General features: G+C 61.6%; 16 protein-coding genes. 10 read left to right on the forward strand and 6 right to left on the reverse strand.

The features are described 5' to 3' along the window. Positions 1 to 5: 5 nt before the first annotated feature. The 9 genes from murD (at position 6) to lpxC (ending at position 10477) form a co-directional block, all read left to right on the forward strand. Entirely contained in the window at positions 6 to 1352 is a 1347-nt protein-coding gene (gene murD / locus NTD84_RS12370) for a UDP-N-acetylmuramoyl-L-alanine--D-glutamate ligase (protein ID WP_262165702.1), read from the forward strand. Continuing rightward, positions 1349 to 2566, forward strand: coding sequence for a putative lipid II flippase FtsW (ftsW, locus tag NTD84_RS12375; RefSeq protein WP_410017347.1), 1218 nt, complete (start codon positions 1349 to 1351; stop codon positions 2564 to 2566). Before murD ends, ftsW begins: the two co-directional genes overlap by 4 nt. After that, positions 2556 to 3626, forward strand: a complete 1071-nt coding sequence (gene murG, locus NTD84_RS12380) for an undecaprenyldiphospho-muramoylpentapeptide beta-N-acetylglucosaminyltransferase (protein WP_262165705.1) — start codon at positions 2556 to 2558, stop codon at positions 3624 to 3626. The genes ftsW and murG overlap by 11 nt, the downstream gene beginning before the upstream one ends. Then, complete coding sequence (gene murC, locus NTD84_RS12385; protein ID WP_262165707.1) at positions 3619 to 5079, forward strand: UDP-N-acetylmuramate--L-alanine ligase; 1461 nt, start codon at positions 3619 to 3621, stop codon at positions 5077 to 5079. Before murG ends, murC begins: the two co-directional genes overlap by 8 nt. Further along, entirely contained in the window at positions 5076 to 6044 is a 969-nt protein-coding gene (locus tag NTD84_RS12390; RefSeq protein ID WP_262165708.1) for a D-alanine--D-alanine ligase, read from the forward strand. The genes murC and NTD84_RS12390 overlap by 4 nt, the downstream gene beginning before the upstream one ends. Before the next feature lie 4 nt (positions 6045 to 6048). Beyond that, positions 6049 to 6918, forward strand: a complete 870-nt coding sequence (locus NTD84_RS12395; RefSeq protein WP_262165710.1) for a cell division protein FtsQ/DivIB — start codon at positions 6049 to 6051, stop codon at positions 6916 to 6918. A 15-nt stretch (positions 6919 to 6933) separates the two neighbouring features. Continuing rightward, complete coding sequence (ftsA, locus tag NTD84_RS12400) at positions 6934 to 8193, forward strand: cell division protein FtsA (RefSeq protein WP_046048247.1); 1260 nt, start codon at positions 6934 to 6936, stop codon at positions 8191 to 8193. Positions 8194 to 8259: 66 nt separating this feature from the next. Next, positions 8260 to 9453, forward strand: coding sequence for a cell division protein FtsZ (gene ftsZ / locus NTD84_RS12405; protein WP_150633452.1), 1194 nt, complete (start codon positions 8260 to 8262; stop codon positions 9451 to 9453). A 112-nt stretch (positions 9454 to 9565) separates the two neighbouring features. Beyond that, on the forward strand, positions 9566 to 10477 hold the full coding sequence (gene lpxC / locus NTD84_RS12410) for a UDP-3-O-acyl-N-acetylglucosamine deacetylase (protein WP_105696110.1): 912 nt from the start codon (positions 9566 to 9568) through the stop codon (positions 10475 to 10477). A 117-nt stretch (positions 10478 to 10594) separates the two neighbouring features. Here the strand turns inward: lpxC and NTD84_RS12415 are convergent, their stop codons facing one another. Then, complete coding sequence (locus NTD84_RS12415; RefSeq protein ID WP_262165719.1) at positions 10595 to 12094, reverse strand: sensor domain-containing diguanylate cyclase; 1500 nt, start codon at positions 12092 to 12094, stop codon at positions 10595 to 10597. A gap of 110 nt (positions 12095 to 12204) precedes the next feature. Between NTD84_RS12415 and NTD84_RS12420 the strand changes: the two genes are divergently transcribed. After that, the gene (locus tag NTD84_RS12420) at positions 12205 to 12342 is read left to right on the forward strand and encodes a hypothetical protein (RefSeq protein WP_262165723.1); all 138 of its coding nucleotides are present in this window, start codon (positions 12205 to 12207) and stop codon (positions 12340 to 12342) included. Here NTD84_RS12420 and NTD84_RS12425 read toward each other — a convergent pair whose 3' ends face one another. From NTD84_RS12425 to NTD84_RS12445, 5 genes are all read right to left on the reverse strand, one after another. Next, positions 12343 to 12567 carry a hypothetical protein gene (locus NTD84_RS12425; protein ID WP_262165726.1) on the reverse strand — a complete coding sequence of 75 codons (225 nt, stop codon included), beginning with the start codon at positions 12565 to 12567 and terminating at the stop codon, positions 12343 to 12345. A gap of 164 nt (positions 12568 to 12731) precedes the next feature. Beyond that, entirely contained in the window at positions 12732 to 14096 is a 1365-nt protein-coding gene (locus NTD84_RS12430) for a heavy metal sensor histidine kinase (RefSeq protein WP_262165728.1), read from the reverse strand. Continuing rightward, on the reverse strand, positions 14086 to 14763 hold the full coding sequence (locus NTD84_RS12435; protein ID WP_007916978.1) for a heavy metal response regulator transcription factor: 678 nt from the start codon (positions 14761 to 14763) through the stop codon (positions 14086 to 14088). Before NTD84_RS12435 ends, NTD84_RS12430 begins: the two co-directional genes overlap by 11 nt. A gap of 9 nt (positions 14764 to 14772) precedes the next feature. Further along, positions 14773 to 17880 carry a multidrug efflux RND transporter permease subunit gene (locus NTD84_RS12440; RefSeq protein WP_262165733.1) on the reverse strand — a complete coding sequence of 1036 codons (3108 nt, stop codon included), beginning with the start codon at positions 17878 to 17880 and terminating at the stop codon, positions 14773 to 14775. Next, complete coding sequence (locus tag NTD84_RS12445) at positions 17877 to 19037, reverse strand: efflux RND transporter periplasmic adaptor subunit (protein ID WP_262165735.1); 1161 nt, start codon at positions 19035 to 19037, stop codon at positions 17877 to 17879. Before NTD84_RS12445 ends, NTD84_RS12440 begins: the two co-directional genes overlap by 4 nt. Between the last annotated feature and the right edge of the window lie 286 nt (positions 19038 to 19323).

The raw sequence follows: 19323 nt of genomic DNA on the forward strand, positions 1-19323 counted from the left end.
AACGAGTGTCTCTGATCGCTTCTGACCACTTCCGCATCGTTGTCGGCCTCGGCAAGAGCGGCATGTCCCTGGTTCGCTTCCTGGCGAACCGGGGCACGTCGTTTGCTGTCGCCGATACGCGGGAAAATCCACCGGAACTGGCCACGCTCAAGCGTGACTATCCGCACGTGGAAGTGCGTTGTGGCGAGCTGGACGTCGAATTCCTCTGCCGTGCCGACGAGCTCTACGTGAGCCCCGGCCTGGCCCTGGCGACCCCGGCCCTGCAGGCCGCCGCGGCCCGTGGTGTGAAGTTGTCCGGCGACATCGAGCTGTTCGCGCGTAACGCGAAGGCGCCGATCGTGGCCATCAGCGGTTCCAACGCGAAAAGCACCGTCACCACTCTCGTGGGCGAGATGGCTGCTGCGGCGGGCAAGCGTGTCGCCGTCGGCGGCAACCTCGGCACGCCGGCGCTGGACCTGCTCGACGATGCTATCGAGCTGTACGTGATGGAGCTGTCGAGCTTCCAGCTTGAAACCACCGATCACCTCGGTGCCGAAGTGGCGACCGTGCTCAACGTCAGCGAAGACCACATGGACCGTTACAGCGGTCTGCCGGCCTATCACCTGGCCAAGCACCGGATCTTCCGGGGCGCCAGGCAGTTCGTGGTCAACCGTCAGGATGCCCTGAGCCGTCCGCTGATGGGCGAGGGTCAGCCGTGCTGGACTTTCGGTTTGAGCCAACCCGATTTCAAGGCGTTCGGTATCCGCGAAGAGGATGGCGAGAAATACCTGGCCTTCGAATTCCAGAACCTGATGCCGGTGCGTGAACTGAAAATTCGCGGCGCGCACAACCAGTCCAACGCCCTCGCGGCATTGGCCCTGGGGCATGCGGTCGGCCTGCCGTTCGACGCCATGCTGTCAAGCCTGCGCACCTTCGCCGGCCTCGAACATCGCTGCCAGTGGGTGCGTGATCTGGACGGCGTGAGTTACTACAACGATTCCAAAGCCACCAACGTTGGCGCCGCACTGGCCGCTATCGAAGGCCTCGGTGCGGACATCGAGGGCAAACTCGTGCTGATCGCCGGCGGCGACGGCAAGGGTGCCGAGTTCAAGGATTTGCGTGATCCGGTGGCGGCCAACTGCCGCGCCGTCATCTTGATGGGGCGCGACTCCGACAAGATCGGCGAAGCCATTGGCGACGCCGTGCCGCTGATCCGTGTCGGTTCGCTGGTCGAAGCGGTCGAGCAATGCCGCGCCGCTGCGCATCCGGGCGACGCGGTGCTGCTGTCACCGGCCTGCGCCAGCTTCGATATGTTCAAGCATTACGAAGACCGTGGTCACCAGTTCGTCCGCGCTGTGGAGGATCTGGCATGAGCCTGAAAAATATCATCAAGCCCTATCCTTCGCCGCTGATCACCGGGCGCGGTATCGACCTCGACTTTCCGATGCTTGCCGGTTGCCTGGCGCTGCTCGGCCTCGGTCTGGTCATGATCGCCTCGGCGTCCACCGAAGTGGGTGCCGTGCAGTCGGGCAGCGCCCTGTATTACATGATTCGCCACCTGATCTACGTCGTGCTCGGCCTGGGTGCCTGCATCGTCACCATGATGATTCCGATCGCCACCTGGCAACGCCTCGGCTGGCTGATGCTGATCGGTGCGTTCGGTTTGCTGGTGATGGTGATCGTCCCGGGGATTGGCCGTGAAGTGAACGGTTCGATGCGCTGGATCGGCTTCAGTTTCTTCAACGTCCAGCCGTCCGAAATCGCCAAGGTATTCGTGGTGATCTACCTCGCCGGTTACCTGGTGCGTCGCCAGAAAGAGGTGCGCGAAAGCTGGATGGGTTTCTTCAAGCCGTTCATCGTGCTGTTGCCGATGGCGGGCCTGCTGCTGATGGAGCCGGACTTCGGTGCCACCGTCGTCATGATGGGCGCCGCGGCGGCCATGCTGTTCCTCGGCGGCGTCGGGCTGTTCCGTTTCTCCCTGATGGTGGTCCTGGCCGTCGCGGCGGTGGTGTTGCTGATTCAAGTGCAGCCGTACCGGATGGCGCGTCTGACCAACTTTGCCGACCCGTGGGCCGACCAGTTCGGCGCCGGCTACCAATTGTCACAAGCGTTGATCGCGTTTGGTCGCGGCGAATGGCTGGGCGTTGGCCTGGGCAACAGCGTGCAGAAGCAGTTCTACCTGCCGGAAGCGCACACCGACTTCGTGTTCTCGGTCCTCGCCGAAGAGCTGGGTGCCGTCGGTTCCCTGTGCACCGTCGCGTTGTTTGTGTTCGTCTGTATCCGTGGCATGTACATCGGCTACTGGGCCGAGAAGGCCAAGCAGTTCTTTGCCGCGTACATCGCGTATGGCTTGTCGTTCCTGTGGATTGGCCAGTTCCTGATCAACATCGGGGTGAACGTCGGCCTGTTGCCAACCAAAGGCCTGACCCTGCCATTCCTCAGTTATGGCGGCAGTTCGCTGGTGATTTGCTGTGCCTGTCTCGGCTTGTTGCTGCGCATCGAATGGGAGAGTCGAACCCATTTGGGCAGCGAAGAAATGGAGTTCCATGAGAGCGACTTCGCCGAGGAGTCGACCCATGGGCGCTAACGTCTTGATCATGGCGGGCGGCACCGGTGGCCATGTGTTCCCGGCATTGGCCTGCGCGCGCGAATTCCAGGCCCGCGGTTACACCGTGCATTGGCTCGGAACGCCGCGCGGCATCGAGAACGACCTGGTGCCGATGGCCGGCATCGAGCTCCATCGGATCAACGCCAGCGGCCTGCGCGGCAAGGGCAAATTGTCCCTGCTCAAGGCACCGCTGATGTTGCTCAAATCGGTCTGGCAGGCGCGGGCGATCATTCGCCAGCTGCGGCCGGTGTGCGTGGTCGGCTTTGGTGGTTATGTGACCGGCCCTGGTGGCGTTGCGGCGAAACTGGCCGGCGTGCCGGTGATCGTTCACGAACAGAACGCGGTCGCCGGTACCGCCAATCGGTTGCTGGTGCCGTTGGCCGCCCGAGTCTGTGAAGCGTTCCCCGACACCTTTACCCTGTCGGACAGCCGACGGACCACCGGTAACCCGGTGCGCACCGAGCTGTTCCTCGACACACCGCGGCCTGCCATGGCAGGGCGCAAGGCGCGTTTGCTGATCCTGGGCGGAAGCCTGGGCGCAGAACCGTTGAACAAGTTGCTGCCTGAAGCCCTGTCGCAAGTCAGTCCCGACCTGCGCCCGGACGTGTTCCATCAGGCCGGCAAAAACCACGATGAAGTGACTGCAGAGCGCTATCGCGCGGCTGGCGTCGAGGCGCAAGTGCAGCCGTTCATCAAAGACATGGCCCAAGCCTATGGCTGGGCCGACCTGGTGGTGTGTCGCGCAGGCGCATTGACCATCAGTGAACTGGCCGCCGCCGGTCTGCCCTCGATGCTGGTGCCTTTGCCCCACGCGATCGACGATCACCAGACCCGCAACGCCGATTATTTGGCCCGTGAAGGCGCTGCCTTCCTGATGCCACAAAGAACGACTGGCGCAGCGGATCTAGCCGCACGCCTGACAGAGGTCCTGATGCAACCACAACGACTCACCGATATGGCCAGCGCTGCACGTCGCCTGGCGAAACCCGATGCCACCCGTAATGTGGTCGATACCTGTCTGGAGGTGGCCCATGGTTGAGCATCAGAAAGCCATGCCACAACCGGAAATGCGCCGCATCCGTCGCATCCACTTCGTCGGTATCGGCGGCGTGGGCATGTGCGGCATCGCTGAAGTGTTGCTGAACCTGGGCTATCAAGTGTCCGGTTCCGACCTGAAGGCTTCACCGGTGACCGAGCGCCTCGAATCCTTCGGCGCACACATCTTTATCGGTCACCGCGCCGAGAACGCCGCGAACGCCGATGTGCTGGTCACCTCGAGTGCCGTGAACACCTCCAACCCGGAAGTGGCCACTGCGCTGGAACGGCGTATTCCCGTGGTTCCGCGCGCCGAGATGCTGGCCGAGCTGATGCGCTATCGCCACGGCATCGCCGTCGCCGGTACCCATGGCAAAACCACCACCACCAGCCTGATCGCTTCGGTGTTCGCGGCCGGTGGCCTGGACCCGACGTTCGTCATCGGTGGCCGTCTGAATGCCGCGGGCACCAATGCCCAGCTCGGCACCAGCCGTTACCTGATCGCCGAAGCCGACGAAAGTGACGCGAGTTTCCTGCACCTGCAGCCGCTGGTGGCCGTGGTCACCAACATCGACGCCGATCACATGGCGACCTACGACGGTGACTTCAACAAACTGAAGAAGACCTTCGTCGAGTTCCTGCACAACCTGCCGTTCTACGGTCTGGCCGTGGTGTGCCTGGACGATCCGGTGGTGCGTGAAATCCTGCCGCTGGTCAAGCGTCCGGCCGTGACCTACGGCTTCGGCGATGACTGCGACGTGCGTGCAATCAACGTGCGCCAGCAAGGCATGCAGACGTTCTTCACCGTGCTGCGTCCCGATCGTGAGCCGCTGGATGTTTCGGTGAACATGCCGGGCAACCACAACGTGCTGAACGCGCTGGCGACCATCTGCATCGCCACGGACGAGGGGGTCAGCGACGAAGCCATCGTCCAGGGCCTGTCCGGATTCCAGGGCGTCGGCCGACGCTTCCAGGTCTACGGCGAACTGCCGGTCGACGGCGGCAACGTGATGCTGGTCGACGACTACGGCCATCACCCGACCGAGGTCGCCGCGGTGATCAAGGCCGTACGCGGTGGCTGGCCGGAGCGCCGTCTGGTGATGGTCTACCAGCCGCACCGCTACAGCCGCACCCGCGATCTGTACGACGATTTCGTCAATGTACTGGCCGACGCCAACGTGCTGCTGCTGATGGAAGTGTATCCGGCGGGCGAAGAGCCGATCCCGGGCGCTGACAGTCGCAAGTTGTGCAACAGCATCCGTCAGCGCGGCCAGCTCGACCCGATCTACATCGAGCGCGGTGTCGACCTGGCGCCGATCGTCAAGCCGCTGCTGCGTGCCGGCGACATCCTGCTGTGCCAGGGCGCCGGTGATGTGGGCGGTCTTGCCCCGAGCCTGTTGAAGAGTCCGTTGTTCACCGGTGCCGTGGCTGCGCCGGTCGAGGGGAAGTTGAAATGACTGCTGCCTACGCCAACCTCGTCTCCACGATCGCGCCGAAAGACTTCGGCCGCGTCGCCGTGCTGTTCGGTGGCAAGAGCGCCGAGCGCGAGGTGTCCCTGAAGTCGGGGAATGCGGTGCTCGAAGCGCTGCAAAGTGCGGGTGTGGACGCGTTCGGCCTCGACGTGGGCGACGACCTGCTGCAGCGTTTGCTCAACGAAAAAATCGACCGCGCCTTCATCATCCTCCACGGTCGTGGCGGTGAAGACGGCAGCATGCAGGGCCTGTTGGAATGCCTGGGCATTCCGTACACCGGCAGCGGCATTCTGGCCTCGGCCCTGGCCATGGACAAACTGCGCACCAAGCAGGTCTGGCACAGCCTCGGCATCCCGACGCCACGCCACGCAGTGCTGAGTTGCGAGGCCGATTGTATTTCGGCAGCGACGGAACTGGGCTTCCCTTTGATCGTCAAACCGGCCCATGAAGGCTCAAGTATCGGTATGGCCAAAGTGAGTTCCGCGTCCGAGTTGATCGACGCCTGGAAAGCGGCCAGTACCTACGATTCGCAAGTGTTGGTCGAGCAATGGATTCAAGGTCCGGAGTTCACCATCGCCACCCTGCGTGACCAGGTGTTGCCACCGATTGCCCTGGGCACGACGCACAGTTTCTACGACTACGACGCCAAGTACGTGGCTTCCGATACCCAGTACCGGATCCCGTGTGGCCTCGACAGCACCAAGGAAAAAGAATTGATGGACCTCACGGCGAAAGCCTGTGAGGCGCTGGGTATCGCCGGTTGGGGCAGGGCAGACGTGATGCAGGACGCCGACGGGCAGTTCTGGTTTCTCGAAGTCAACACCGCACCGGGCATGACCGATCACAGTCTGGTGCCCATGGCGGCCCGTGCCGCCGGACTGGATTTCCAGCAACTGGTGCTGTCGATTCTGGCCGCCAGCATTGCCGGCAACAACGAGCCGCGAGGGTAAGACCATGCAAGGCGCTCAGCTGAGACATCAGCCTCCACCCGCACCCGGCCGCAAGCCGGTGCCGCGGGGTGCCAGCCGAATGGTGGCGAAAGAGCCGATGTCCGCGCGCCTGCCGAAAGCCAATTTTGGTTTTCTCAAAGCCTTGTTCTGGCCGGTGCTGCTGGTGGCGCTGGGGTTCGGTACGTACGAAGGCGCGCAGCGTTTGCTGCCGTATGCGGACCGGCCGATCACCAAGGTCGCGGTCCAAGGCGACCTGAGTTACATCAGCCAGCAAGCGGTGCAGCAGCGGATCGCTCCTTACGTGGCGTCGAGCTTCTTCACCATCGACCTGGCGAGCATGCGCACCGAGCTGGAACAGATGCCCTGGATTGCCCACGCTGAAGTGCGTCGGGTGTGGCCGGATCAAGTGGTGATCCGCCTGGAAGAGCAATTGCCGGTGGCCCGTTGGGGCGATGAGTCCCTGTTGAACAACCAGGGTCAGGCGTTCACCCCGCGCGAGCTGGCGAACTACGAACACTTGCCGCAGCTGTTCGGCCCACAACGGGCCCAGCAGCAAGTGATGCAGCAATACCAGGTACTGAGCCAGATGCTCAGGCCGCTGGGCTTCTCGATTGCGCGCCTGGAGTTGCGTGAACGGGGCAGCTGGTTCCTGACCACCGGTGCCGGCAGTTCGGGCCCGGGGATCGAACTGCTGCTGGGCCGCGGCAACCTGGTGGAAAAGATGCGCCGCTTCATTGCCATCTACGACAAGACGCTTAAAGAACAGATTACGAACATTGCGCGCATCGATCTGCGCTACGCCAACGGCCTCGCTGTTGGCTGGCGGGAACCTGTAGCGCCCACGACAGCCCAACCCGCTGTCGCGAAGAATTAAGAAGAGGCAGGACCCATGGCAAACGTGCAAAGCGGCAAAATGATCGTCGGTCTCGATATCGGCACCTCCAAAGTGGTGGCGCTGGTAGGCGAGGTCTCGGACGACGGCACGCTGGAAATCGTCGGGATCGGCACTCATCCGTCCCGCGGCCTGAAGAAGGGCGTGGTGGTGAACATCGAGTCCACCGTGCAGTCGATCCAGCGCGCCATCGAAGAAGCGCAGCTGATGGCCGGTTGCCGGATTCACTCGGCGTTCGTCGGCGTGGCGGGCAATCACATCCGCAGCCTGAACTCCCACGGCATCGTGGCGATTCGTGATCGCGAAGTCAGCGCCGCCGACCTTGAGCGCGTCCTCGATGCCGCCCAGGCCGTGGCCATCCCGGCGGACCAGCGCGTGCTGCACACCCTGCCGCAGGATTACGTGATCGATAACCAGGAAGGCGTGCGTGAACCCCTGGGCATGTCCGGCGTCCGTCTGGAAGCCAAGGTCCATGTGGTCACCTGCGCCGTCAACGCCGCGCAGAACATTGAAAAATGCGTGCGTCGCTGTGGCCTGGAAATCGACGACATCATTCTCGAACAGCTGGCGTCCGCGTACTCGGTACTGACCGACGACGAAAAAGAGCTGGGCGTGTGCCTGGTGGACATCGGCGGCGGCACCACCGACATCGCGATCTTCACCGAAGGCGCGATCCGTCATACCGCGGTGATCCCGATTGCCGGCGATCAGGTGACCAACGACATCGCCATGGCGTTGCGCACCCCGACCCAGTACGCCGAAGAAATCAAGATCCGCTACGCCTGCGCCCTGGCCAAGCTGGCCGGTGCCGGTGAAACCATCAAGGTGCCAAGCGTCGGCGACCGTCCACCGCGCGAACTGTCCCGCCAGGCCCTGGCCGAAGTGGTCGAGCCGCGTTACGACGAGCTGTTCACGCTGATCCAGGCCGAGCTGCGTCGCAGTGGCTACGAAGACCTGATCCCGGCCGGCATCGTGCTGACCGGCGGTACTTCGAAAATGGAAGGCGCGGTCGAACTGGCTGAAGAAATCTTCCACATGCCGGTCCGCCTGGGCGTGCCGCACGGCGTCAAGGGGCTGGACGATGTGGTTCGCAACCCGATCTATTCCACCGGCGTTGGTTTGTTGATGTACGGCCTGCAAAAGCAGTCCGACGGGATTTCGTTCTCGGGCATCAGCAGCCGCGACAGCTACAGCAATGAAGAACCGAAAGCCGCCCTGCTCGATCGCATCAAGAGCTGGGTACAAGGCAACTTTTAAAGATTTACCGCAACACCGCAGTAAAAGCAGTAGGCGAAAAAACTAGAGAATCAAAGGAGAGGGAACATGTTCGAACTCGTAGACAACATCCCCGCAAGCCCGGTCATTAAGGTTATCGGTGTTGGCGGAGGCGGCGGCAACGCCGTCAACCACATGGTCAAGAGCAACATTGAAGGCGTCGAGTTCATCTGCGCCAACACTGATGCCCAGGCGCTGAAAAGCATTAGCGCGCGGACCATCCTGCAACTGGGCACCAGCGTGACCAAAGGTCTGGGTGCCGGTGCAAACCCTGAAGTAGGTCGTCAGGCCGCTCTCGAAGATCGTGAGCGCATTGCCGAAGTCCTGCAGGGCACCAACATGGTGTTCATCACCACTGGCATGGGTGGCGGTACCGGTACCGGTGCTGCGCCGATCATTGCCGAAGTGGCAAAGGAAATGGGGATTCTCACCGTTGCGGTGGTGACCCGTCCGTTCCCGTTCGAAGGTCGCAAGCGCATGCAGTTGGCCGACGAAGGCATTCGCCTGCTGTCGGAAAGCGTCGACTCGTTGATCACCATTCCCAACGAGAAACTGCTGACCATCCTCGGTAAAGACGCCAGCCTGCTGTCGGCTTTCGCCAAGGCTGACGATGTCCTGGCCGGTGCCGTTCGCGGTATCTCCGACATCATCAAGCGTCCGGGCATGATCAACGTCGACTTTGCCGACGTCCGTACCGTAATGAGCGAAATGGGCATGGCGATGATGGGCACTGGCTGCGCCAGCGGTCCGAACCGTGCACGCGAGGCCACCGAAGCGGCCATTCGCAACCCGTTGCTGGAAGACGTGAACCTGCAAGGCGCACGCGGCATCCTGGTGAACATCACCGCCGGTCCTGACCTGTCCCTGGGTGAGTACTCCGACGTGGGTAGCATCATCGAAGCCTTCGCTTCCGAGCACGCAATGGTCAAGGTCGGTACCGTTATCGATCCGGACATGCGCGACGAGTTGCACGTGACTGTAGTTGCTACGGGTCTGGGCGCGAAAATCGAGAAGCCTGTGAAGGTCATCGACAACACCGTTCACACGTCCATGGCCTCGCAGCCGCAACAATCGGCTCCCGCTCGTCAGGAAGCACCCGCGGTGAACTACCGTGATCTGGACCGTCCGACCGTCATGCGCAACCAGGCTCAGGCCGGTGCTGCGACTGCCGCGAAGATGAATCCGCAGGATGACCTGGATTACCTGGACATCCCGGCGTTCCTGCGTCGTCAGGCCGATTAATGGAATGTATCAGGGCTATGAAGGTGATTGGTGTTCAGCAAAGGCGTGGTCTGCTATCATCGCCAGCCTTTGTTGATACCAGTTCGCAATTTGCGCTGAAGCGGCCCAAGCCATGATTAAACAACGCACACTGAAAAATATTATCCGTGCCACAGGTGTCGGTCTGCACTCCGGGGAGAAGGTATACCTGACCCTCAAGCCTGCACCTGTCGACACCGGCATCGTGTTTGTTCGTGCCGATCTGGACCCTGTGGTGCAGATTCCTGCTCGCGCGGAAAACGTTGGCGAAACCACGATGTCGACCACACTGGTCAACGGTGACGTCAAAGTGGACACGGTGGAGCACTTGCTCTCGGCCATGGCTGGCCTGGGCATCGATAACGCCTACGTCGAGCTCTCCGCGTCCGAAGTCCCGATCATGGATGGTAGCGCTGGACCTTTCGTATTCCTGATTCAATCGGCCGGCCTGGAAGAACAGGACGCTGCCAAGAAATTCATTCGCATCCTGCGGGAAGTGACAGTGGAAGACGGCGACAAGCGCGCCACTTTCGTCCCTTTCGAAGGTTTCAAGGTGAGTTTCGAGATCGATTTCGATCACCCGGTTTTCCGTGACCGCACACAAAGTGCAAGCGTGGATTTTTCCAGCACTTCGTTCGTAAAAGAAGTCAGCCGCGCCCGTACCTTTGGTTTCATGAGTGACATCGAGTACCTGCGCAAGCACAACCTCGCACTCGGCGGCAGCGTTGAAAACGCTATTGTGGTCGACTCGGATGGCGTACTGAACGAAGACGGTCTTCGCTATGAAGACGAATTCGTGAAGCACAAGATCCTCGATGCAATTGGTGACCTCTACCTGCTGGGCAACAGCCTGATTGGTGAGTTCAAGGGCTTCAAGTCCGGACATGCATTGAACAACCAGCTGCTGCGCAAGTTGATTGAGCAGACAGATGCTTGGGAAGTCGTGACTTTCGAAGACGCCAGCACTGCACCGATCTCTTACATGCGTCCGGTTGCGGCGGTGTAAGTAAAAACCTCTCTAGTTTTTAAAGGCTGCCTTCGGGTGGCCTTTTTTTATGACTTCGATTTGATGGGGGCTGTGATTGCCCTTTCGTGAGCAAGCCCGGTCCTTACACCGCAAATCTCATGCGGCCACCACCCGATTTCGCCCACTCTCCTTCGCCTGATACAGCGCCTTGTCCGCCGCAAACAACAACTGCTCCAGGCTGGTATCCATCGTCGTGCTCCAAGTGCTGATCCCGATACTGACAGTAATCGGCGATTCAACGCCGGTCACACAGGGCAATTGCTCCACTGCCAACCGGATGTGTTCGGCAATCTGCTGCGCGCCGGCGCTGTCCGTTTCCGCCAGCACCACGGAAAACTCCTCGCCGCCGTAACGGGCCACCAGATCCGCCGGCCGTCGTACGTTGTCGGTGATCACTTTGGCCAGCGCCCGTAACGCATCGTCGCCGGCCGGATGACCATGCTGATCGTTGAACGCCTTGAAGTGGTCGGCGTCGATCATCAGCACCGACAGCGGTTTACCCGAGCGCTGGGCGCGGAACCATTCATGACGCAGGGTCTGGTCGAGCATTCGGCGATTGGCCACGCCGGTCAACGCGTCGGTGGCCGCGAGTTGCGCCAGTTCCTGCTCGGCAGTGTGGCGCAGGCGCAGTTCCCGGCACAGCAGCCAGGTCAGCCACAGCAGGCCGATGCACAACACGCCCGTGGCACCGCTGATCACCAGCGCCGTGCGTTTCCAGGCGGCGAACACTTCGTTGCCGGAGAGCGCGACGATCACCGTCAACGGCAGGTTGCCAACCCTGGAAAAGGTATACAGGCGTTGATGGTGATCGATGCTCGACACGCTATCGAAGCTGCCGCTGCGTTCGCGCAAAATGCGCTGGACGTTCGGGCGGCTGGCAAAGCTCTTGCCGACCGAGTCATTGATCAGGTGAGGCTTCTGCGCCAGCAGGATGCCGTCGTCGTTGATGATGGACAACGCGCTGCCGGGGCTCATGTTCAGGCTGTTGAACAATTGATCGAAGTAGCTCAGGCGCATCGAGGCGACGGCAACCCCGAGAAATTCACCCGTGGCCGATGAGATGCGGCGACTGAAGCTGATTTGCCATTCCTCATTATCGTTGCAGTCACAACGGGGCTTGAAGGGCTGGCTGATGAACATGTCGCTGTCACGATTGTCGGCATGCGCGAGGAAGTAATCGCGATCGGCGAAGTTGCCGGCCTTGGGCTCGATCAATGACGAGTCCGCCAAAACCTCACCGTGCTTGTCCAGCAGCCGTATGTCGGCCTTGAAGCGCGCCGTGGTGGAGCGGTCGAACAGCACCAGATGACGGATCTGTGGCGACACCTGCTTCAGGTCGTCCCGCTGCGAGGCGGCAATCAGCCCTTGCAGCGTCAGGTCGTAGAGTTCGACGGTGCGCAGCACATCCGCATCGATCAGTTGGGCAATCGTGGTTGCGCTACGCGTGGCCGCCTGCTGGGCATTGGCGTGTTCGCGGATCAGCAGAAAGGTGACGATGCTGATGATCGCAATGACAGTCAGCGAGCTGCCGAGGATCACCATGAGTTCGGGGCGACCGGTTTTGCCTGATGCGTAAGGAGAACGACTCGCGGGCATGGGAATAAGGTCTGCTTGAAGAGCAAAAAAAGGCCAGCAAACCGCGCTGGCCTTACTTATTCAAGCGTAGAAGACATTGAGCGGGTAGTCGACGATCCGCGGTTAATCGGATGATCGTTGCAGCAATTGCAATGAATAACCGCTGTGCAGCACAAAAAAAAGCCGCTGATAGCAGCGGCTTTGAAGACAACTTTTCAGCAGGAAGAGCCGCTGAAAAGTGTCGAGGGAAACAGGGCGATGCGGTGTGATCAGCTGTCTTTCTCGACCCCTGGCTGGGCCTGGGAGGACGACGCTTGAGGGGTTTGCGCAGCGTCCGGTGCCTTGGCCGTCATTTCGCTCTGATGCGCTTCGAACGCCGATGCGCGGGCTGCCGACTGGGCAACAAACGTCTGCGACTCTTCGGCCATGGCGAACGGGGAAAGGAACAATGAGGACAAAACGAAAGCGCTGGCAATACCCATAGTGTTGGACATCTTTAAAACCTTCTTGCTTGGCAAGTGCTGTTTGGTGGCGCAAAGATAAGGATCCTGGCCGCTGAAAAACAGAGCCAATTCGCGAAAAAACTATTGCACCACGCGCAAAGATCGTCCGGGCGCGCCCCCTAGGCCCTCGGATGATCTCTGGATGTTGGAGGGGGTCAGACAGGCAGGTGAATGCCGAAGGTATTGATGCCGTGATCGCTGCGCACAAACACGTCGCCGCCATGCATCAGCGCGATCGCCTTGACGATCGCCAGCCCCAACCCGTGGTTGTTGCCGCTGTTGCTGCGCGAGGCATCGACACGATAAAAACGCTCGAACAAGCGTGGCAGGTGTTCGTTGGCAATCGGTGACCCCGGATTAGCAACGCCGATGCTGACCCGATGTTCCTCGACCTCGATCAACACCTGAATCACCTGCCCGGGCTCGGTGTGTTGCACCGCGTTGCTGAGCAGGTTGATCAACGCCCGACGCAGGTGCGCGATCTCGATTCGCACGTGCGCATCGCCACTGACCTGCACCTGGACCTGTGCGTCTTCGAGGATGAAATCCAGGTATTCCAGGGTCGTCGCCACCTCATCGGCCAGCGAGGTCGAGGTCAGTTTGGTCGCCTTGCTGCCCTGGTCGGCGCTGGCGAGGAACAGCATGTCGTTGATGATCGACCGGAGCCGCTCCAGCTCTTCGAGGTTCGATTGCAGCACTTCAAAATAGTGTTCCGCGGAGCGTCCGCGGGTCAGCGCCACCTGGGTCTGGCCGATCAGGTTGGTCAGCGGCGAGCGCAGTTCGTGGGCGACATCGGCGTTGAACGACTCAAGCCGCGAGTAGGCCTGCTCGACCCGTTCCAGGGTGGAGTTGAACGAGTTGACGAACTGATTAAGCTCAGGCGGCAACGACGACAGACGCAAGCGTCCGGAACGCAACGGCGGCGCCAGGCGCTGGGCTTCGTGGGACAGTTTGATCAAAGGCTTGAGACCGATCCGCGCGACCCAGTAACCCAGCGCCGATGCCAGCAAGACACCGACAATCGCCAGGCTGATCAACGCGATCAGCAGATGATGCTGGGTCTGGAAGAACGTCTCGGTGTCGATGCCGATCATGAAGCGCAGCGGCGGGCGCTGATCCTTGGCCGGGAACTGGCTGACCAGCACTTTCAGAGGGTAAGGCTGCTCCGGCAGCTGCAAGTCACGCATGCCCAGCGGCCCTTCGGCGAAGGCGCGAATCTGCGGCGTCGGGTTGCCATATTCGTAGCGGGGGTCGCCGCTGATGATCCAGAAACTGATGCGCTTATCTTCTTCACCGAGCAGCTTGAGCTTGTTGTTGATCTTCACCCAATGCTCCGGCGTGCCGTAACGGCCGACGGTGGATTCGAGCACGCTGTAACGCGCGTCCAGCTCCGCTTCGGGCAGCAAACCCAAGCCCTGGTCGACCTGCTGATACAGCGCCCAACCGATCAGCAGGAACACCAGCAGCGCCACCAGCGTGAACATGCCGCTGAGTCGCAGGGCAATCGAATTACTGGACACCCCGGCTCTCCAGCACATAACCCATGCCGCGGATGGTGTGCAGCAGCTTCTCGTCGAATGGCCCGTCGAGCTTGGCGCGCAGGCGTTTGATCGCGACTTCGACGACGTTGGCGTCGCTGTCGAAATTGATGTCCCAGACCATTTCGGCAATCGCCGTTTTCGAGAGGATTTCCCCTTGGCGGCGAGCCAGCACGCTGAGCAGCGAGAATTCCTTGGCGGTAAGGTCCAGGCGCGTGCCGGCGCGGGTTGCCTTGCGGCTGATCAGGTCGATCCACAAATCGGCAATGCTCACCTGCACCGGTTCGTGGCCACCGCTGCGGCGGGTCAGCGCTTGCAGGCGGGCCACCAGTTCGAGAAAGGAAAACGGTTTGCCGAGGTAATCATCGGCGCCGTCGCGCAGGCCCTTGATGCGGTCTTCCACACGTTCGCGGGCGGTGAGCATGATCACCGGGGTTTGCTTGCGCGCACGCAGCGCGCGCAGGACGCCGAAGCCATCGAGGCCCGGCAGCATGACGTCGAGGACGATCACCGCGTAGTCGCTTTCCAGCGCCAGGTGCAGGCCTTCGACGCCGTCCCGCGCCAGGTCCACGGTGTAACCCTGTTCCGTCAGACCGCGGTGCAGGTAATCCGCGGTTTTTTCCTCGTCTTCGATAATCAGAACGCGCATGACCCCGCCTCAGTCTGTGGTCGCCAACGCCGGCATCGGTGCCGACGATGGTTTGGGCCGATGGAAAAATCGCTCAAGCCACAAGTATATGACCGGAGTGGTAAACAGCGTCAGCGCCTGGCTCACCAGCAAGCCGCCGACCACCGCGATCCCCAGCGGCTGGCGCAACTCGGCGCCGGTGCCGTAACCGAGCATCAGCGGCAGGGCGCCGAGCAGGGCGGCCAGCGTGGTCATGATGATCGGCCGGAACCGGGTGATACAGGCCTGGTAAATCGCTTCTTCCGGCGGCAAACCGCGGTTGCGTTGGGCGTCGAGGGCGAAGTCGATCATCAGGATGCCGTTTTTCTTCACGATCCCGATCAGCAGCACCAGCCCGATCAGCGCCATGATTGAAAAGTCCTGGCCGCAAATCCACAGCATGATCACCGCCCCCAGCCCCGCTGAAGGCAAGGTCGAGATGATGGTCAGCGGATGCACGAAACTCTCATAGAGCACGCCGAGAATGATGTACACCGCCACCAGCGCCGCGAGGATCAGCCACGGCTGGCTGGCCAGCGAACTCTGGAACGCCTGGGCCGCGCCCTGGAAATTGCCGCTTATGGCCGCCGGCATGCCAATGTCGGCCTTGGCCTGGTTGAGCATGATCACCGCATCACCGAGCGCCACGCCGGGCGCCAGGTTGAAGGACAGGTTGGCGGCCGGGAACATGCCGTCATGGGCAATCGATAAGGGACCCACAGTCGGCGCATCGAATTTGGCCAGGGCTGACAGCGGCACCATCTCGCCGCTCAACGGCGAGCGCAGGTAGAAATAATTCAGGCTTTCTGCCTTGCCGCGTTGCTTGGTGTCCAGTTCCAGAATCACGTTGTACTGGTTGATCTGGGTCTGGAATTCGTTGATCTGCCGCTGGCCGAAGGCGTCGTACAGCGCCTCGTCGACATCGCTGGCGGTCAATCCGAATCGCGCGGCGGCGCTGCGGTCGATGCTGATGTGGGTGATGCTGCCGCCCAGTTGCAGGTCGTTGGAAATATCGCGGAACGCCGGGTTGCTGCGCAGTTTGTCGGTGAGCCGTTGGGTCCAGGTGCTGAGGGTTGGGCCGTCGTTGCTCTTGAGTACGTATTGGTACTGCGCGCGGCTCGGGCCGGAGCTGAGGTTGATGTCCTGGCCGGCGCGCAGATAGAGCACGATGCCGGGGACTTTCATCAGCTGCGGGCGGATCCGGTCGATGAACTGGCTGGCCGAGACATCGCGGTCGCCGCGTTTTTTCAGGGAGATCCAGAAGCGGCCGTTGGCGATGGTCTGGTTACTGCCCGAGACACCGACCGAGTGGGAAAACGCCTCGACCGCGGGATCCGCCGCGACGATTTCTGCCATGGCCAGGTGTTTTTTCACCATGTCGCCGTAGGAAATGTCAGCGGCCGCTTCGGTGGTGCCAAGGACAAAACCGGTGTCCTGTATCGGAAAGAAGCCCTTCGGAATAAAGATGTAACCGGCGATGGCAAGGCCCAGGGACAAACCGAACACCCCGATCATCAGTTTCTGGTGGGCGAGGGCGCGGCGCAGGAGCTTTTCGTAGCCGGCCAGCAAGCGTTCGCCGAACGTCGGTTTGCTGTGGGCGTGATGCACCGGCGCGCGCATGAACAGCGCCGCAAGGGTGGGCGCCAAGGTCAGCGACACCACTACTGAAATCATGATGGTCGAGGTGGCGGTCAGGGCGAATTCCTTGAACAATCGCCCGACCACGCCGCCCATGAACAGCAGCGGAATGAACGCCGCCACCAGCGAGAAACTGATCGACACCACGGTGAAACCGATCTCGCCGGCGCCCTTGATCGCGGCCTCGCGCATGCCGTCGCCGGCCTCCAGGTGACGGTGAATGTTTTCCACCACCACGATCGCATCGTCGACCACAAACCCCACGGCCACCACGATCGCCACCAGTGTCAGGTTGTTCAGGCTGAAGCCCATGATGTACATCAGGGCGAAGCTGGCCGTCAGCGAAACGCCAAGCACGGCGGAGACGATCATCGTCGCCGACCATTGGCGCAGGAACAGCGCCATCACCGCCACGACCAGCAGGATCGCGATCAGCAGGGTGATTTCCACTTCATGCAGGGAGGCGCGAATGGTCTGTGTGCGGTCGATCAGCACTTTGACCTGCACCGAGGCCGGCAGCATCGCTTCGAGACCGGGCAGGGCCGCCTGAATGCGATCCACGGTTTCAACGATGTTGGCCCCTGGCTGACGGGAAATCACCAGGTTCACCCCAGGCTTGTCGCCGGCCCAGGCTTGCACGTAGGCATCTTCCGAACCGTTGACGACTTTGGCGACGTCCTTCAGGTGAACCGGTGCACCGTCCTTGTAGGAAACGATGAGCTGACTGTATTCGTCGGGGTGGAATAGCTGGTCGTTGGTGGACAGGGTCGAGATGCTCGACTCGCCGTACAACGCACCTTTGGCGAGGTTGAGGCTGGTGTTCTGGATCGCCAGGCGAATGTCCGCCAGGGTCAGGCCGATGGCGGCGAGTTTGTCGGCGGACGCTTGCACGCGAATGGCCGGACGTTGCTGACCGGTGATGTTGATCTGGCCTACGCCGTCGATCTGGCTGATCTGACGCGACAGCAGGGTTTCCACCAGGTCGCTGAGTTCGGTGCCGGGCATTTGCGTCGAGTTGACGCTGAGGATCAGTACCGGGCTGTCGGCCGGGTTGACCTTGCGCCATGTCGGCAGGGTCGGCATGTCCTTGGGCAATTTGCCCGCGGCAGTGTTGATCGCCGCCTGTACTTCCTGGGCGGCGGTGTCGATGCTCTTGTCGAGGGTAAATTGCAGGGTCAGGTTGGTCGAGCCGAGGGCGCTGCTCGAGGTCATCTGGGTCACGCCGGGGATGGCGCTGAATTGCACTTCAAGCGGCGTGGCCACCGAGGAGGCCATGGTTTCCGGGCTGGCGCCGGGCAGTTGCGCGGCGACCTGGATGGTCGGGAATTCCGCTTCCGGCAGCGGTGCGATCGGCAGCCGCGGGAAGGCGATCACGCCGAGCAGGATCAGGGCGAAGGTCAGCAGGATCGTCGCTACCGGATGATCAATGCACCAGCCTGAAACACCGCCATGGACCTTCATGGCTTCGCCTCCGACTGGACCACTTGCGGTGGCTCGCTCATGACCTGAACCGTCGAGCCAGGTTTCAGCCGCGACTGGCCATCACTGACCAGAACGTCGCCGGGTTTCACGCCTTTGATGATGTCCTGGCCGCTGCCTTGGTAGACCATCTGCACCTGGACGGTTTCCACCTTGTCGCCGTTGACCCGGTAGACGAAGTGTTGATCGAGGCCACGTTGAACGACCGTGGGCGGCACCACCAGCGCATCTTTCTCCAGCGCCGTCTGAATTTTTACCGTCACCAGCAGGCCCGGCCAGAGCTTCTGCCCGGCATTGTTGAATTCGGCCTTGGCGCGGATGGTTCCGGTGTTGGCGTTGATCTGGTTGTCGATCAGGGTCAGGTGACCTTCGCCCAGCAGGTTGCCGGTTTCGCCGTCAGTGTCGGCACCGATGTAGGCCTTCACGTGTGCGCGCTCGGGGTCACCGATCAAGCCTTGCAGGGTCGGCAGCATTTGCTGCGGCAGGGAAAACTCCACGGCGATCGGGTCGATCTGGGTCACGGTGAACAAACCCTGGGCGTCGGTCATGCGCAGGAAGTTGCCTTCGTCCACTGTGCGAATGCCGACACGACCGGTCACCGGGGAGCGAATTTGGGTGTAGGAAAGCTGCACTTGTGCGGCGTCAATCGAGGCCTGATTGCCTTGGGCGGTGGCTTTTAGCTGGTTTACCAGCGCCTGTTGCTGGTCGTAGGTCTGCTTCGACACGCCGTCATCCACGCTGAGCAATTTGTAACGCTTGAGGTTGACCAGCGCCACTTGCAACTGCGCCTGGCTTTCGCCGAGCTGGGCGCGGGCCTGGTCGAGGCTGGCGCGAATCGAGCGGTCGTCGATGGTGGCGAGCAGGTCGCCCTGACTGACCAGTTGCCCTTCCTTGACCAGGATTTTGGTGAGGATGCCGTCGATTTGCGGGCGGACCACCACGCTGTGCAGCGACAGCACCGAGCCGATACCGCTGACATAGCGCGGAACGTCTTTTTCGACGACGTTCACCACACGCACCGGAATTGCGGTCGGCGCGGCGAGTTTCGCCGTGGCCGGCTTGGTCAGGTACCACGTGCCCAGCGCTGCCAGGGCAATCAGCAGACCTGCAATCAGGGCGGTTTTTTTCTGGATTCGCATGCGAGTGAGGCGCCGGGGCTGGAGTGGACGGAGTTTGGCCAGGGTTATGGCTCCCTTTATAAACCTGTTCGCCGGTCAGGAAGGTGACTGCTAACTGACGGCGCTGTCAGTTTGGGGGCCTGTAGGAGTGAGCGTGCTCGCGATGGAGATGAACGATAACGCGGGTTGCCTGGGTAAACGCGGTGTCTGGACGTTTTTCGCGAGCGTGCTCGCTCCTACAGGATCGCGGGGAGGTATACTGCCGCCTTTCGCGGCTCGCTGACCGGGCCCGACTCTATCGCATCAC

This window comes from Pseudomonas sp. 14P_8.1_Bac3 (genome assembly GCF_025466085.1).
Lineage (GTDB): Bacteria > Pseudomonadota > Gammaproteobacteria > Pseudomonadales > Pseudomonadaceae > Aquipseudomonas.

Excerpts from the sequence above, each read along its gene's own strand:
- ftsW (WP_410017347.1), top strand. The coding sequence starts at position 1,349 with ATGAGCCTGAAAAATATCATCAAGCCCTATCCTTCGCCGCTGATCACC.
- murG (WP_262165705.1), top strand. The coding sequence starts at position 2,556 with ATGGGCGCTAACGTCTTGATCATGGCGGGCGGCACCGGTGGCCATGTG.
- murC (WP_262165707.1), top strand. The coding sequence starts at position 3,619 with ATGGTTGAGCATCAGAAAGCCATGCCACAACCGGAAATGCGCCGCATC.
- NTD84_RS12390 (WP_262165708.1), top strand. The coding sequence starts at position 5,076 with ATGACTGCTGCCTACGCCAACCTCGTCTCCACGATCGCGCCGAAAGAC.
- NTD84_RS12395 (WP_262165710.1), top strand. The coding sequence starts at position 6,049 with ATGCAAGGCGCTCAGCTGAGACATCAGCCTCCACCCGCACCCGGCCGC.
- ftsA (WP_046048247.1), top strand. The coding sequence starts at position 6,934 with ATGGCAAACGTGCAAAGCGGCAAAATGATCGTCGGTCTCGATATCGGC.
- ftsZ (WP_150633452.1), top strand. The coding sequence starts at position 8,260 with ATGTTCGAACTCGTAGACAACATCCCCGCAAGCCCGGTCATTAAGGTT.
- lpxC (WP_105696110.1), top strand. The coding sequence starts at position 9,566 with ATGATTAAACAACGCACACTGAAAAATATTATCCGTGCCACAGGTGTC.
- NTD84_RS12415 (WP_262165719.1), bottom strand. The coding sequence starts at position 12,094 with ATGCCCGCGAGTCGTTCTCCTTACGCATCAGGCAAAACCGGTCGCCCC.
- NTD84_RS12420 (WP_262165723.1), top strand. The coding sequence starts at position 12,205 with ATGATCGTTGCAGCAATTGCAATGAATAACCGCTGTGCAGCACAAAAA.
- NTD84_RS12425 (WP_262165726.1), bottom strand. The coding sequence starts at position 12,567 with ATGTCCAACACTATGGGTATTGCCAGCGCTTTCGTTTTGTCCTCATTG.
- NTD84_RS12435 (WP_007916978.1), bottom strand. The coding sequence starts at position 14,763 with ATGCGCGTTCTGATTATCGAAGACGAGGAAAAAACCGCGGATTACCTG.
- NTD84_RS12440 (WP_262165733.1), bottom strand. The coding sequence starts at position 17,880 with ATGAAGGTCCATGGCGGTGTTTCAGGCTGGTGCATTGATCATCCGGTA.
- NTD84_RS12445 (WP_262165735.1), bottom strand. The coding sequence starts at position 19,037 with ATGCGAATCCAGAAAAAAACCGCCCTGATTGCAGGTCTGCTGATTGCC.